The sequence below is a fragment of the Streptomyces aurantiogriseus genome (genome assembly GCF_014649375.1).
GTDB lineage: Bacteria > Actinomycetota > Actinomycetes > Streptomycetales > Streptomycetaceae > Streptomyces > Streptomyces aurantiogriseus.
The window spans coordinates 154,772-169,305 of record NZ_BMSX01000005.1 but is presented as its reverse complement, the minus strand read 5'-3'; the positions used below and the strand labels follow the sequence as shown (position 1 = coordinate 169,305).

General features: G+C 68.9%; 12 protein-coding genes and 1 pseudogene. 3 read left to right on the top strand and 10 right to left on the bottom strand.

The window, feature by feature from the left end; genetic code table 11:
* Positions 1 to 17: 17 nt before the first annotated feature.
* From IE263_RS50340 to IE263_RS13085, 10 genes and pseudogenes are all read right to left on the bottom strand, one after another.
* A protein-coding gene (locus tag IE263_RS50340) for an IS630 family transposase (protein WP_444545096.1) occupies positions 18 to 1,081 on the bottom strand; the annotation gives its coding sequence in 2 pieces (ribosomal slippage) (positions 18 to 634 and positions 634 to 1,081; 1,065 coding nt in all).
* A gap of 128 nt (positions 1,082 to 1,209) precedes the next feature.
* Positions 1,210 to 1,320: pseudogene (locus tag IE263_RS13125) on the bottom strand (IS110 family transposase); the annotation flags it as partial.
* A 313-nt stretch (positions 1,321 to 1,633) separates the two neighbouring features.
* Positions 1,634 to 2,287, bottom strand: coding sequence for a class I SAM-dependent methyltransferase (locus IE263_RS13120; protein WP_189935663.1), 654 nt, complete (start codon positions 2,285 to 2,287; stop codon positions 1,634 to 1,636).
* Between the two features lie 207 nt (positions 2,288 to 2,494).
* Positions 2,495 to 4,000, bottom strand: a complete 1,506-nt coding sequence (locus IE263_RS13115; RefSeq protein ID WP_189935661.1) for a hypothetical protein — start codon at positions 3,998 to 4,000, stop codon at positions 2,495 to 2,497.
* A 214-nt stretch (positions 4,001 to 4,214) separates the two neighbouring features.
* Entirely contained in the window at positions 4,215 to 4,739 is a 525-nt protein-coding gene (locus IE263_RS13110) for a P-loop nucleotide/nucleoside kinase family protein (protein ID WP_189935659.1), read from the bottom strand.
* Between the two features lie 318 nt (positions 4,740 to 5,057).
* Positions 5,058 to 5,975: an aminoglycoside phosphotransferase/kinase family protein gene (locus tag IE263_RS48435; RefSeq protein WP_229910953.1), complete on the bottom strand. Its 918-nt coding sequence runs from the start codon at positions 5,973 to 5,975 to the stop codon at positions 5,058 to 5,060.
* Between the two features lie 186 nt (positions 5,976 to 6,161).
* The gene (locus IE263_RS13100; protein WP_189935658.1) at positions 6,162 to 6,920 is read right to left on the bottom strand and encodes a hypothetical protein; all 759 of its coding nucleotides are present in this window, start codon (positions 6,918 to 6,920) and stop codon (positions 6,162 to 6,164) included.
* Between the two features lie 924 nt (positions 6,921 to 7,844).
* Positions 7,845 to 8,330 (bottom strand): Fur family transcriptional regulator, encoded by a 486-nt coding sequence (locus IE263_RS13095; RefSeq protein ID WP_189935656.1) that lies wholly within the window; start codon positions 8,328 to 8,330, stop codon positions 7,845 to 7,847.
* A 433-nt stretch (positions 8,331 to 8,763) separates the two neighbouring features.
* The gene (locus IE263_RS13090; RefSeq protein WP_189935654.1) at positions 8,764 to 11,019 is read right to left on the bottom strand and encodes a heavy metal translocating P-type ATPase; all 2,256 of its coding nucleotides are present in this window, start codon (positions 11,017 to 11,019) and stop codon (positions 8,764 to 8,766) included.
* Between the two features lie 12 nt (positions 11,020 to 11,031).
* Positions 11,032 to 11,343, bottom strand: a complete 312-nt coding sequence (locus tag IE263_RS13085; RefSeq protein WP_189935652.1) for a DUF1490 family protein — start codon at positions 11,341 to 11,343, stop codon at positions 11,032 to 11,034.
* A 260-nt stretch (positions 11,344 to 11,603) separates the two neighbouring features.
* Between IE263_RS13085 and IE263_RS13080 the strand changes: the two genes are divergently transcribed.
* Genes IE263_RS13080 through IE263_RS13070 form a run of 3 tightly spaced genes read left to right on the top strand, consistent with a single transcriptional unit; the run spans position 11,604 to position 14,304 of the window.
* Positions 11,604 to 12,542, top strand: coding sequence for a metal ABC transporter solute-binding protein, Zn/Mn family (locus IE263_RS13080; RefSeq protein WP_189935650.1), 939 nt, complete (start codon positions 11,604 to 11,606; stop codon positions 12,540 to 12,542).
* A 20-nt stretch (positions 12,543 to 12,562) separates the two neighbouring features.
* Positions 12,563 to 13,426 (top strand): metal ABC transporter ATP-binding protein, encoded by an 864-nt coding sequence (locus tag IE263_RS13075; protein ID WP_373311977.1) that lies wholly within the window; start codon positions 12,563 to 12,565, stop codon positions 13,424 to 13,426.
* Entirely contained in the window at positions 13,423 to 14,304 is an 882-nt protein-coding gene (locus tag IE263_RS13070; RefSeq protein ID WP_189935648.1) for a metal ABC transporter permease, read from the top strand. Before IE263_RS13075 ends, IE263_RS13070 begins: the two co-directional genes overlap by 4 nt.
* The last annotated feature ends 230 nt before the right edge of the window (positions 14,305 to 14,534 follow it).

The window sequence follows — 14,534 nt, the reverse complement described above, 5'->3', positions numbered from 1 at the left end:
CGAATCTGCAGCGCCGCTCAGTCGTCCGTGATGAGGCCGGTGCCCGCAAGGCAGCTATCGACGAAATCCGGGCGGTACTGGATCTGCTTGAGCCTGCGCTTCACGGCCCTGGTGATCTGGCCCAGGTCGGTTGCGGCGAGGTTGCCGATGTCGCGCTTGACCAGCGACCAGATGCCCTCCTGCGGGTTCAGGTCCGGCGCGTAGGTGGGGAGCTGGAACACGGTGAGCCAGGCGGCATTCGCGGCGATGAACTCCCGCATCCCGGCGGTCAGGTGGAGGCGGACGTTGTCCCAGACCAGCACAATCGGTCCGCCGCGCTGGATGCGGGCACGCACCAAGAGGTCGCAGAGGTCCCGCCAGCCGAAGCCCTTCGGCTCGCCCTTACGCCCTCGGTGCTCGCGGATGGCGTAGATCAGCCGGGACCGCTCGCCCGGCTTGTAGCAGGTCATACCCGCCATCGACACCCGTCCGGAGCCCCGGCCGCGAACCCGGACGACTGGGGTCCGGCCGATCCGCCCCCAGGTTCGAGAGCGCGGCGGCGTCATCGACTGGCTGGCCTCATCCTCGAAGACGATCCAGCCGTTACACGCCGTCGCACAGCTCTTACCCGCGGCCAGACCTCCTTCTTCCACAGCTCAACCGCCGCATCGTCGCGTTCGATCGCCCGGCGGGTGGGCTGCTGCCACGACCAGCCGTGCCGCTTCAGCAGCCGCCACGTGCCCTCCACCGTGTACGAAACGTGGAACAGTCGACCGATCAGCGTCTTGACCCGCGCCAGCGTCCACCGCTGATCGGCCCAGCCGTGGACGAGCGGTCCACGCTCCAACTCCCGCTCCAGTCTCGCAATCTGAACCGGGCTGAGTCTGGGGCGTCCCGGCGATCCCTTCGACAGGATCCCGGCCTCGCCTCGCTCGCGCCAGGCCCGGCGCCACCGCTCCACCGACCGCTCGCTCAACCGCAGCGCGGCAGCGATCTCCCGGTTCTTCTCCGCGCCCTCGAAGCGTTCCACGGCCTGCAGCCGGATCCGCTCCCGCGTGGCCCTCTCGGCGTCGGTCAGCCCGCCGCCCTGCGCGTACCTCACAGCCCCACAGCTACCGCAGCCGACAGAACGGCGTCAGGCAAACATCCCCGACATCACCCAATCAAGTTCAGTACTTCCATGGCTGCTACTCGGTCGGCGACGACACGCTCTGGGGTGTCAACCGAGGCCGTTTCGTCGTTCAGGACCCGGCGGGACAGCAGCCGTTCGCCGTCCGCGTTGATCACCACGCAGTGGTTGTGTTCCTTGCCGATGTCCACTCCGGCCCATATCCGGGGCACGGGCACCTCCGCCAGCTCGGACGACCTCGCCGACGTTGCCCTACACAGCGATCGAGTCGCATCTCCCAATTGGCGGTCGAGTCGTCGCGGGGCTCCGGGCGGCCAAGCCTTTCCAGCCATCTCATGGCGAACCGCTGACAGCCATACCCAGAGCCCCTGGGTCCCGCTGATCTTACGAGTGACCAGTTCGGACCACGATCAAGAAAGTAGGGCATCCGCTGGGGCGGCCGCCCTCTCAACCCTGCGGCCTGACCGCCGCGCCGTGACCGTCGGCGATCTGAGACGAGCGGCCTCGCCGCAGGAACGAGCCCCGTCAGGGCTTTTCGGGCTTGCGGGCCAGCAGGCAGGCGTGCGGTCTGTTCACCCGTCCGCCGGGCTCCTGCTCCAGCCTCGCAGTGACGACGAGTCCGGCCTGCTCCAGCAGGCCGATCATGCGGTCCAGGGGCAGGAGATACGACTCGTAGGACACCGGATGGCCATAGCCCTGGGTCGGCTGCAGCCGTTCATCGCCGACATAGTCTCCCCAGAGCAGGTAGCCGCCGGGCGCGAGCGTGCGGTGGAACTCGGCGAACACCGCCGGCAGCCACCGCGGGGGCGTGTGGTGGGTGGAGTACCAGGCCAGGATGCCGCCGAGTTCGTCGTCCCTCATCTCCAGCGCGGTCATCGAGCCCTCGGTGAACCGCAGGTTCGGATAGGCGTGCCGGGCCAGCCCGATCATCTTCGGTGACAGATCGACGCCGAAGGCGGACACTCCCAGCCCGGCCAGGTGCGCCGTCACGCGGCCGGGGCCGCATCCCAGGTCCGCGACCGGCGCCAGACCGGCCGTCCGCACGAGTTCGGCGAACCCCGCCAGCATCGCGCGTGACAGCGGGTCCATCGCGGCCGGAGGCGGGACGCGTTCGACGTAATCGGCGGCGACCGTGTCGTACGACTCGCGGACGGCGGTCAGAAAGGAGGGCTCAGCCATGCGGGCGACCCTAGACCAGAGAACTGACAGGCCGTGTCACGACCTTGAGTTGACCTGCGCGACATCCACCTCCGTAGACACTCGGCCATCACACCACTCCGGTGATCGTTTCCGGTCAGAGCACCTAGGGCGGCGACGGTTCCGGCTCCCACAGCGGCGAGGCCATCGGGCCGATCGGCATGATGTGCCGATGCCGGAACCTCCGGCTCAGAAGTGGCCACCGACGCCGAAGCTGCTCGGCCAAGTGGTGGCGTGCCGGGTCGACGTCCGGTCACCCGACGGCGACGGTTGCTTGGGCGGCCAGGGATCTGGGCGTCCCGCCCGCTCCGCGACGGTCCGGAAATGCTCGTGCTCGTACCGGTAACGCTTCTCGGCGAGGACGGCGCGTAGCCTTGTGCCGTTCGGGTCTTCGCGGTCGTACCGCTCGAACTGCTCAGTGAGGAAGAGCAGCGGGAGCAGCTCCTGGTCGTCGTCTTCGGGCAGGTAGCCCGCGTCGACCACGGCCGCGACCGCCTCCGGCTCGAGCTTGATCGCGCGAGCCAGGATGGTCCTTCGCATACCCCAGCGTCCGACGTCCTCGACCGAGGGGTCGCTCAAGGGACCGAGGTCGCGCAGGGACCGCCGTACGGCTGCGGCCACGTCGTCGGGCAGGTCCGTGTCCAGGATTGCCAGGATCCGGTCGATGATGACGTCATTCCCGATCCTCAACCCGTCGATGGAGCACGTCAGCTGCAGGAGCCGCCCGTTCGGATCGGCCTCGCGATAGGCCGGGAACTGCCGGGTGAGCAGCAGGAAGAGGGGTGTCCAGGCGGGGCTGGCCGGCCGGTACCCGGCGTCGCGGGCCGCGGCAATCGCCTCGGCGTCACCGAGCATGGCCTGGTCACACACCGCCGTGACACCCTCTCGGGCCGACAGGTTACGCAACGCGCGGCGGCACCGGTCGTGGACCTGTTCCGGCAGCCAGGTGCCGAGATACTCCAGCAGCCGCACGGCCAGGGCGCCCTGTTCAAATGCCGGCAGCAGATCGGGCCGGTCCTTCAGAAGCGCGAGCAAAGACAGGTCGATGTCGTCGGGCTGGGCGGGCGGCCGAGGCAGGTTTGGGTTGGCGCAGACGATCTTCAGGAACGAATTCGGCTCGCCTTCAAGCCACAGGCCGCACCGGGTCTCATGGCCGGGCGGTGCCGCGCCGATGTAAGTCGGGCCCAGCCGCGCACGCGGCCGGAAGCCGGTTTCCAGGGCGTCCAGCAGGCCGGGCTGGTCGGTGACGGACAACAGGTCGGCCAACCGTTGGCGCAAGCTGGGATCGGGGAACCTCAGCGCGGCTTCGACTAGCCGCGGAACCTCCGGATCGCCCATGTACACGCCGTTCGGCGGGTCCTCGGCGGTCTGCGGGAGACAGGCGGTCAGCCGGACCTGCGGCCGGTAGGGGGACGTGGGGTCGGCCTCGAGCAGGAACTCCAGCACCGGAACGACCAGCTCCGGCCGCTCGTGGTTGCCGAACCTGAAGTTCGCCGCTGTCAGCAGGAACCACGCGCCGCGCCAGACCTCGTCGCGGTGGGCTCCGCCGGCCGACCACCACCGGTCGATCCGCTCACGGGCCCGGCTGTTGCCCTCGTAGAGGGCAGCAGCCAGCACGTCCTGGCCGCGTTCCTGGGCGCGCCACCGACGGAACTTCATCGTTTCATGATGCATCGCCTGCACGCCGATGGCCATGCCGATGGCTCGTGCCCGCAGCTCCAACTGGACAGGGGCGGCTTGTCGTTGGTCAGGGCGGGCCCGTGTCAGGACCCGGCTGCACGGCTGGGTGCGCGCCGGTCTTGTCCAGCGCCGCCGCGAGCGAGAGACGCAGGAGGAAGCCATCACCGCCGAGCAGCAGGGTGAGGACGGATTCGTCGCCGACTGGCCACCCATAGCCTGGATCGTCTTCTCAACTCTTGACGGCCTCCGCGATCTGCTGGGCGGCCTGGGCGGGTGTGAGGTGCGTGGTGTCGATGACCTCGGCCTCGGCGTGCAGCCAGGTGCGGGCCGCCTCAGCATAGGGCTCAAGGTATTGGAGACGGAACGGGGAGTTGGGGCCAAGAACGGTGTCGCCCGCGATGCGCCCGCGGAGGGTGTCCTGGTCGGCATGGAGGACGAAGTGCCGGACGGGAATGGCGTGCTGGGCAAGGCCCGAGCTGATCTCGCGCCAGTACTGCTCGACCAGGACCGTCATGGGCATCACCAGGGTGCCGCCGGTGTAGTCGAGGACGCGCCGGGCGGTCTCGACTACGAGTGGCCGCCACGGCGGCCAGTGCTGGAAGTTGTCCGTCGCGGGCAGCCCCGGCGTGATGTCCATGAGTGTCTCGCCGACTTTTTCGGCGTCGAACACCCGTGAGTCCGGGATCAGCTGCTGCACGAGCGCACTGGTCGTCGTCTTGCCTGCGCCGTGGGTACCGTTGAGCCATACGATCATGGATTTGACGCTAGCGTCGTGCGGGCCGCGGGGACAGGCAGAGTAGAAAATCCGGCATGGCTTCGGCGTTTCTCAGGGTGGTGCCGACCTGCTAGATCAGGTGCTGCCTGTCCCGAATGGGTGTGGCTCTTCTGCTGGCGGAGGAGGAGCCGGGACTGTTCACGCCGTGCGAGGCCCTGACAGCGGCCGGGGACGCGCCGGAGCAGGCGAGGCCCTCCCGCCATACCCCCTCACAAGGGCCGCACCCATTTCACTTCAGACGAATCGCACGCAACTTTGATCCCCCGTGGTGCGGGGAGCTTCGCAGCTCCACCGTCATCAGATCCCGGCATGCCTCATCCTCGTCTCGGCTTCGTCGCGTCCCAGCGCATCGAAGTTGTCGAGATGGAACTTCTTGGCGTTGAAGGTGCGTACCCACAGGCCCGCTGCCCAGCACAACTGCAGTTCGTTGTTGCTCAGCGCCCGTCTGCGCGCGGTTTGGTACTCCTCCAGGAAGGCCACCGTCCGTTCGACCGAGGCGCCTGCACCAGTGGGGCCGCCCTCGAACATGGCGGCGGCCTGGCCGATGATCACCACCTCGGGCTCGTAGACCACGCTGTCCCAGTCATGGACCGCGAGTGGCCGACCGTCGCGAAACTTCACATTGCGGCCGTCCCAGTCCCCGTGTCCGAGTACGCAGGCAGCGTCGCGGACCTCCTCCAGCCGCTCGCGTACGGCCGCGCCGAGCTCGTCGAGCCACGCCGTGGCAGGGCACCATTCAGCATTGAGGTCGACGTTGCGGTCATCCGGGACCGGCCAGACGCCATCCTCTTTGTGGTACCAGTGGACCCATGCGGGAGCTGGTCGTAGCAGCGGCTGCGGATTCAAATCCTCTGCGCGGGTCACGAAGTCGGCCAGAAGGCCGGCGAACTGTCGGGGAGCATCGGCGGGCGCGGGCTCCCCACCCCCTGGCACGAGAGTCTCGGCGCTGGCGACCTTCCTACCCAGCGGCAACGGACCGGTCAATGGCTCCGGGCATGGGAAGCCCGCCTGCCACATCCGGCGTTGCACCCAGGTACAGGCTCCCAGCCGCGCATCATCGTCGCGGATCTTCAGTACCACCTCGCGACCGTTCGTCAGCCGGAGGCCGTGGACCACGGACAGGTTCCCCGCCGTGAAAGTGCGTTCGGCGACCGGGTAGCCCAGGTGTTCGATGCACCAGTCATTCACTGCTCGATCGTCGGAGTGTTCCAGCATGGCTTTCCTTTGCATGAGTGGCTTGGCCCTCCCGTTCAGGGCCGGGATGGTGGCCTGAAGCCGTGGAATCCGGATGGGCGCCCTCGCGCCGCAGTGCGCTGATCAATTCGGTGAAACTGTCGCGGGTTCAGCCCAGCGAACGGAGCCATCCAGGGCGGCTCCGATGCCGTGAGGCCAGGGCAGAGCTCAGGGAGTGTCGCTGTCTGCCTCTTGCGGTCGCATGAAGTCAAGGTCGTCGCCCCATGCGTCCAGCACCTCGCCGTGTCCGGCCTCTCGGGCCGCCTTCTCGACAAGGGTGAACAGCTGCCGCTGCAGGGATACGTCGCCTGCTGCCGAGATGCGGTCCACAGCACGCAGCAGCACGTCGGTGTCCCAGCCCGGCAGCGGGTACCTGGCGAGCTCCCACTCCAGGTACTTGTTGTAGGGGCGGGGGCGACGGTGGAGAGCGAAGAGCAACTCGAGCAGGAGCCGCATGCTGTCGGCGGCGTCGAGGCGGGCGGCCAGAGCCAGGCCGTCCCGGTGGTTCTTGACCGAGCGGTAGAGGGAGTTGGCGTAGGCGTCGAGCCATCCGCCGGAGTCCCGGAACGCCTCATCGGCATCCAGCCGTGCCCAGTCGGCAAGGATACGGGCGATGCCTCCGTCGAGCCGGTCGAGCACGATCCGAGCACGGGCGAGGGCATAGCGTTCCCAACCGGGCATCCCGGCTCCGCAGAACTCGGTGAGAGTGACGATAATGAGGTCGAGCTCGGCGCTGCGGTGACCCGCGAACCGGGTCAGGTCGGTCATGGCGTCGTCGGCAACGATCACGTACAGGTCGTGGTCGGAGTGCGGGGTGATCATGCCGTCGTGGGCCTGGGAACCTTTGAGGACGAGACCGACGACGGCTGAGTCGGCGACGGCGAGTTCGACGAACGCGTCGTAGGAGAGCGGCTGCTGAGCAGTCATGGTGTGGATCTCCGGTGTGGCGATGACGGGTATGCCTGCTGGGGCGCCCCCGTTACGAGGCGCCCTGCACCGTCCGCGGCTGCACGTGGCTGCCGCCCGGAAGATCAACGCACATGTGGACCCTATCGCCCGGCCGGGCCATGGGGTAGGGCTTTGGGATACGTCAAGATGCTGGTAATGCGACCGACGAGCTCACTTCAGAAGAGGCGCACCGATCCCGAACAGGTGTGGTCAATCGCCTGGGCCAGTTGCTGTGCCTGGCCTTCGAGCAGTGGCTTGAGGGCGCCGTAGTAGGGCTGGTGGTCAGCTTTGCAGAGCCGGTGGAACACGTTGTGTCGCTGCCGGGTCCAGACGGCGCGTAGTTCGGGGTCGAGGGCGATGCGCGGCGGGCAGGGCGCGAAATCGGGCTCGCCTTCGGTGACGCGGGTCCCGATGTAGGCGCTGACGGCCAGGCGTCTGCGGTCGTTCGTTGATGGGCTTTCGATGGCTTGTGAGGACGGGGAGTTGGGTGAGCATGTGCTGCCAGCTCTCCGGTTCCAGCGTCCAGGAAGCGAGGGCCTCGCGTCGGCATTGGTAGTCGATGACGGGTTTTGCGCGGAGCTCGGCGGCGATGGCATCGAGGGCCTGTTCGAAGTCGCGGGCCGTACCGCGGGCGCGAAGGTGGCGGTTCAGGAGGTTCGTGTAGCCGATGGTCCTGTCCGGGGTGCTGATCCCTGTGATGGTGAGCAGGGCGGCCTTGAGGTGGTCCCTTGGTGATCTGCTCGCTGGGTTGGTGCAGGGTCCAGTGGCGGGGCGGCGCGTTCATCGGGAGGACGGCGACGACCGTCTCCAGGGGCGGGCAGCCCGGCTCGCTGAAGGCGAACTAGCGGATCAATCACGACGGCGGTGTCGTCGTCGAGGTCCAGCACGGTGCATATGTCTCCTTCAGCTCCCGCAACCGGGGGCTCGGTGACGCGGGGTTTCCCAGTCCGGACTCCAGGGACATGACGGCAGTTTTCCTTCGCCCGTGGTGGGCTGACAGCCGATGCAGACGCCGGTGAGTTCGACGGTGTGCTCCACCGCCGCGAATCCGGAGTCGGCGGCGATCCGTCCGGCCCACTCTTCGACCACCTCGGAATCCACCGGCCGACTGCTGCCGCAGGCGCGGCAGATCAGGTAATGGCGGTGTCTGCCTGCGGGCCGCCATCGGTAAAGGCGTTCACCGGCGCCGGCTTGGGCGACATCGACCGTGTCCGCGGCCTCCAGGTCGCGTAGCGCGCGGTACACGGTGGTCAGCCCGATCCGTGTGCCGTCTTCTGTCATACGAGCGTGCAGGTCCTGAGCGGAGATGAAGTCTTGGCAGTTCGCGAGCGCTTCCACAAGGGCCGATCGCTGCCGGGTGGGCCGCTGTTTGGGCGTCGGGTCGCTCACATCAGGTTTCCCCAAGTGTAGATGAAAATGAAATCCATTCCATATGAACGATAGCTCATGTGGGGGTGGCTTGCTGCGAGTCAGGGTGTGCGTGCCTCGCTCATCTGGGGGTTCTGATCTCCCGTCCGATGCCGCGTTCGCGGAGGCCGGCGCCGAGAGGCGCCAGGTGCACCACGGATCCGGAGACGCTTGAGCCGGGTACTCTTCAACGTCCCTCCCACCCGCAGCGGCTGCATGGTGAGAGTTGAGCAAGCATCTGTCCCGGCTCTGTGATCGCTATGGAGCCGACGAGGCCCAGGACCGCAAGGGGAACGCCGATAGTCGGCGACACACAGGGGCCGGGTCCGGTAGCGGGCTTGACCGGTAGCCGGTGCCGAGTGCAGGTAGCGTCCCTGCCCGGTATCCGGGGACGCCGGACTGACGGTGTGTGGGATCAGTGCACACGCCGCTCCTCCAGCGGTGCGGCCCGCAGCCGTGTGGCAGTGTCGCTCGGCAGGTGGGGCGTGTGGCCCACCAGTCGGGCGGAATTGGCGACCACGGCGATGCTGCTGGTGTTGTGGAGCAGGGCAGCCAGGACGGGGTTGATGGAGCCGCCGGCGCCCGCGATGAGGCCGGCGAGGTTCACGCCGATGGACAGGGTGTAGTTCTGCCGTACGACGCGCAGGGTGTGCCGGCTGAGTTCCACGACGGCGGCTACTTGGCGCAGGTCGTTTCCGGCCAGGGCGATGTCGGCGGTCTCCAGAGCGACGTGGGAGGAGTGGGCGCCCATGACGATGCCCACGTCGGCGAGGGCCAGTGCGGGTGCGTCGTTGGTGCCGTCGCCGACCATCGCCACGCTGTGACCCTCTGCCTGAAGGTCGCGGATCAGCTGGAGTTTGGCCTCGGGCAGCGCGTGGGCGTGCACCTCCGTGATGCCGAGGGTGTCGGCCACGGCCTGGGCGGTCTCGGGTGCGTCGCCGGTGAGCAGCACGATCCGGGTCACGCCGAGGTCGGTCAGCTGGCGGACGACGATGTCGGCTCCGCCGCGTACTGCGTCGGACAGGCCGAGCATGCCGATGAGCTTGTCGTCGTGGGCGAGGCAGATGACGGTCTCGCCGCCGGCGCGCAGGCGGCTGGTCCATTCCTGGGCCACCTCGGAGAGTTCCAGGCCGTGGCGGCGTAGCAGGGCGGGGCTGCCCACCAGCAGGCGGGTGCCGTCGAGTTCGGCGCGTACGCCCATGCCGAGGACGACCTCGCAGGCTTGGTGGATGGGGATGTGCAGGTGCTGTTCCTCGGTGCGCCGGACGATGGCTTCGGCGAGCGGGTGCCGTGCGTGCAGTTCGCCGGAGGCCGCCAGGCTCAGCACCTCGTCGGCCGTGACGGTCTCGTCGAGTGTGACCACGCTGGTGACCAGGGGGCGACCGAGGGTGAGGGTGCCGGTCTTGTCGAAGACGACGGCGGTGACGCGGCCGATGCCTTCCAGGTGGGTGCCGCCCTTGATGAGGGTGCCCCTGCGGGCGCCGTTGCCGATGGCCGCGCTGATTGCCGTCGGGGTGGCCAGGCCCGCGGCGCAGGGGCAGGCGATCAGCAGCATGGTCATCGCCCGTCGGGCGTCCAGTGTCAGTACGTAAGTGATCCCGGCGAGGGCGAAGGAGACGGGTACGAAGCGGCGGGTGAAGGCGGTGGCGACGGTCTGGATGGGGGCCCGGTCGGCCTGCGCCTCCTCGACCCGGGTGATGATCCGTCCGACGACGGTGTCCTGGCCGACCGAGGTGGCCCGTACGGTCAGGGAGCCGGTGGAGACGAGGGTGCCCGCGTAGACCTCGCTGCCGGGCTGGACGTACACCGGGAGCGCCTCGCCGGTGATGGCGGCCTGGTCGACCAGTGCCTCGCCGGTCTCGGCGGTGCCGTCGACGGGGATGCGGTGGTGTTCGTAGACCGCGACCACGTCCCCGGCCCTGACCTCCGCGAGATCGACCTCCACCTCGACGCCGTCGCGGACCAGCCAGACGCGCTCCTCGCCGACGGAGAGGAGTTCCTCGATGGCGCGCCGGGTCCGTCGCAGGGTGATGGCCTGCAGGAACTCGCCGATGTTGAGCAGCCACAGCACCATCAGCGCAACCACGTTCTCGCGCAGGACGAGCGAGATCACGGTCGCCGTCGTCACCAGCAGATCAGTGCCCGCGTGGCGTCGGCCGCCGAGGGTGTGTGCGGCGCCGCGGAAGAACGGCAGCCCGGTGAAGACCGTGACCGTGCCGAGGAAGCCGGCCGAGCCCGCCGGGGTCCACGGGGGTCGACCGAGCAGTCGCCGCAGTCCCACCAGGGCGAGCACCGCACCGCCGACCACCAGCCGCGCGACCTCCCCGGTGGAGGAATCGGGCACGGACCGGCTGGCCCTGGCGGGCACTCCCGGCGGTGGCGCCTCGTCCAGGGCGGCGACCAGCCGGTCTAGGTCGACCAGGTCGGGCTGTACCCAGACGATCACAGCACCGGTGTGCGGGAAGATTCGCAGCGCCCGGAAACCCGGCAGATCGGTGAACCGCTCATCGACGATCCCCGCGCAGCCCGGACGCGCCCGCAGCCAGGGAACCATCAGCCGTACGCGGCCCGCGGCGGCGGAGCGCACCACCACGCCGCCGCTGGAGCCGGACACCGGGGCGGAGTCGTAACCGGGCACTGGGACGTCGCCGGACGCGGACGGGCCGGACATGGCGACCGCCTCTCAGTGCTGGTGGTCGTGGGCGTGCCCCTCGACACCGACCGCCGAGGGCGGCGGCGCCTCCTCACCCAACTGCTCCCTGGCCTCGGCCAGCAGGTCTCCTGCCTTCAGGCGGGCCTCTTCGGCGGCCTCCCCAAGCCGCCGCCCCGTCGTGATGCCGCCGGCGATACCGCTGACCAGAAGCCTGCGTGCCGCGGGTTTGGCCTTGGGCGCGGCCTTGGCGGCTCCCCGCAGAACCAGGACACCGGCGGTTCCGGACAAGGCGTAGTGCGTGATGCGGCCCACGACCGCACCTGCGAAAGCGGCGGGATGCATCAGGCTCTCCTTCCGCGGAGCGGATGCCTCCGTCTTCGACGCGGTAAGTCCATTCTCGCCCAGTGGCGGGCATCGCGCCCAGTCGGTCTGGGCCGCGCTGTGGCCGGGCAGGCCGAGGCCAGGGGGGTTAAGTTCTTGGTAAGGATTTCCATATCGGATGGCCGAAAGATGGTCTTGATATCCGTTTCCATCTAGCGTGTGCCGCAGCCGGGACAGGCTGAGCTCGGCGGACAACTCACCCTATTGCGGAGGGATCCTCCATGCGTGCGTCCTCGTCCCGGCGTCTGGCGCCGCTGATAACCGGCGTCTCCCTGGCCCTCCTGGCGGGTTGCGGCAACTCGTCCGATTCCGGAAGCGACACCGGCGCCTCGCAGAGCCCCGTCTCCTCGTCCGCCATCCCGGTGGTGGCGTCGACGAACGTCTACGGGGACATCGTCGAGCAGATCGGCGGCGGGAACGTGAAGGTCACCTCGATCATCAGTGACCCCGACCAGGACCCGCACTCCTATGAGGCCAACACGCAGAACCAGTTGGCGCTGTCCAAGGCGAAGGTCGTCATCGAAAACGGCGGCGGTTACGACGACTTCATCGACCGCATGCTGAAGAGCAGCAACTCGTCCGCCGAGGTGATCAACGCGGTCGAAGTCTCCGGGAAGACCGCCCCGGCAGGTGGGGAGCTCAACGAGCACGTCTGGTACGACTTCCCCACGGTCGGCAAGCTCGCCGACAGCATCGCCGTCGCCCTGGGCAAGGCCGACCCCGACGATGCCGCCACCTTCACCAAGAACGCAGAGGACTTCGAGGCGAAGCTGAAGCCGCTGGAGGCGAAGGAAGCGAAGATCAAGACCGACCACGGCGGCGAAGGGGTGGCCATCACCGAGCCCGTACCCCTGTACATGGTCGAGGCGAGCGGGCTCAAGAACGCGACGCCCGAGGAGTTCAGCGAGGCCATCGAGGAGGGCGACGACGTCTCACCGAGGACCCTGCAGGGCACGCTGGCGCTGTTCACCGACAAGATGGTCAAGGCGCTGGTCTACAACGAGCAGACCTCCGGCCCGCAGACCGAGAAGGTCGAGCAGGCGGCCAAGGCCGCCGGGATTCCCGTCGTCCCCGTCACCGAGACCCTGCCCGAGGGCAAGGACTACGTCGGCTGGATGACCGCCAACGTCGACGCGCTCGCGAGCGCGCTGGGCAAGTGAGGCGGCCCGCCGTGGCCTCCTTGCCCCGTGCCCGCGAGGGCAGGACCGAGGACCCGGACCGTGGCGCGGACGCCGCGGTGATCAGCCTGCGCGGCGCGGCCCTGTCCTACGGCGAGCGCGTGCTGTGGCAGGACCTCGATCTCGACGTACGGCCGGGGGAGTTCCTGGCCGTGCTCGGGCCCAACGGGTCGGGCAAGACCAGCTTCGTACGCGCCCTGCTGGGCCAGCGGCAGTTGTCCGCCGGCACGTTGACGGTCCTGGGCCGCCCGCCCCGCAAGGGCAGTCGGCACATCGGCTACGTCCCGCAGCAGGCGACACTGTCCGCGCACGCGATGCTGCGCGCCCGGGACCTGGTCCGCTTCGGCATCGACGGGCACGGCTTTGGACCCCGGCTGCGCACGGGCGCCGTCCGCCGCCGCGTGGACGAGGTCCTTGAGGCGGTCGGGGCAGCTTCGTATGCGGACGTACCCGTCGGCCTGCTCTCCGGCGGGGAGCGGCAGCGCGTACGTATCGGGCAGGCGCTGGCGACCGACCCGCGGATCCTGCTGTGCGACGAACCGCTGCTCTCCCTCGACCTGCATCATCAGCGGGCCGTCACGGAACTGGTCGACGCCCGCCGCCGCTCCCACGGCACGACGGTGGTCTTCGTGACCCACGAGATCAACCCCGTCCTGGGCCTGGTGGACCGTGTGCTGTACCTCGCCCGCGGCGGCTTCCGGGCCGGCGCACCCGACGAAGTACTGACCTCCGAGGCGCTGTCGCGGCTGTACGGCACGCAGGTCGACGTCATCCGCGTCCGGGACCGGATCACGGTCGTGGGCGTGCCCGACGAGGTGGCCGAGCCGCCGCACCACCCCGAACTGCCGCACGGAGTACGGCCATGACGATCGCCGACGGGATCTGGCAGCAGATCTTCAACTTCGACAACTACGGCGAACTCCTCGCCCTCGTCCGCAACTCCCTCATCGCCGGCGTCGCGCTCGGCCTGGTCGGCGGCCTGGTGGGCGTCTTCGTCATCATGCGGGACCTGCCGTTCGCGGTGCACGGGATCAGCGAGTTGTCGTTCGCCGGCGCCTCGGCCGCGCTGCTGCTGGGGATGAACATCGTGGCCGGCTCGATCGTCGGGTCGCTGATCGCGGCCGGGACGATCGGCGTGCTCGGCTCCCGCGCCCGGGACCGCAACTCGGTGATCGGCACCATCATGCCCTTCGGCCTCGGGCTCGGCGTGCTCTTCCTCGCCCTGTACAAGGGCCGCGCGGCGAACAAGTTCGGCATCCTCACCGGGCAGATCGTCGCCGTCGACACCCCACAGATGTCCTGGCTGATCGGCACCTCTGCCGTGGTGCTCGTAGCACTGGCGATCATGTGGCGACCGCTCGCCTTCGCCAGCGCCGACCCGGAGGTGGCCGAGGCACGGGGCGTGCCGGTCCACCCACTGTCGTTCGCCTTCATGATCGTGCTGGGGCTCGCGGTCGCCCTGTCCGTGCAGATCGTCGGTGCGCTGCTGGTGCTCACTCTCGTCGTCACACCCGCGGCCGCCGCGGCTCGGATCACGGCCTCACCGGTGCTGCTGCCCGTACTGAGCGTGGTGTTCGCGGTGGCCTCCATCGAGGGCGGCATCCTGCTGGCCCTGGGCAGCAGCATCCCCATCAGCCCGTACGTCACCACGATCTCGTTCACGATCTACCTCGTGTGCAGACTGACGGGCACCTACCGGACCCGGCAGTGGGGAGCCGCACGAACCGCTGCTGAGCCTGGCTGACCATCAGGCGAGAGCAACCCGGATGGCGGTCTTCCGTGAGGCCGGTACCGCATCCCGCTGGACGGGTCAGGGCAACTCAGGCCGTGAGAGCCAATGTCAGGGTGGTCGCGTCGGCGAACCTGATCTCGCCCCTCAGTCGACCACGGTGCCGGGCGGACAAGGTCCTGCACTGCCGTCAGCGGCGCGGGCTGTATGCCGCCGTGCAGCCGTGCGCGGCGGACCGTAGGCCC

Coding starts and splice junctions, on each gene's coding strand:
- IE263_RS13090 (WP_189935654.1), bottom strand. CDS start 11,019: ATGTCCGGCCCGTCCGCGTCCGGCGACGTCCCAGTGCCCGGTTACGAC.
- IE263_RS13100 (WP_189935658.1), bottom strand. CDS start 6,920: ATGACTGCTCAGCAGCCGCTCTCCTACGACGCGTTCGTCGAACTCGCC.
- IE263_RS13115 (WP_189935661.1), bottom strand. CDS start 4,000: ATGGCCATCGGCGTGCAGGCGATGCATCATGAAACGATGAAGTTCCGT.
- IE263_RS13080 (WP_189935650.1), top strand. CDS start 11,604: ATGCGTGCGTCCTCGTCCCGGCGTCTGGCGCCGCTGATAACCGGCGTC.
- IE263_RS13070 (WP_189935648.1), top strand. CDS start 13,423: ATGACGATCGCCGACGGGATCTGGCAGCAGATCTTCAACTTCGACAAC.
- IE263_RS13085 (WP_189935652.1), bottom strand. CDS start 11,343: ATGCATCCCGCCGCTTTCGCAGGTGCGGTCGTGGGCCGCATCACGCAC.
- IE263_RS13110 (WP_189935659.1), bottom strand. CDS start 4,739: ATGATCGTATGGCTCAACGGTACCCACGGCGCAGGCAAGACGACGACC.
- IE263_RS13120 (WP_189935663.1), bottom strand. CDS start 2,287: ATGGCTGAGCCCTCCTTTCTGACCGCCGTCCGCGAGTCGTACGACACG.
- IE263_RS48435 (WP_229910953.1), bottom strand. CDS start 5,975: ATGCTGGAACACTCCGACGATCGAGCAGTGAATGACTGGTGCATCGAA.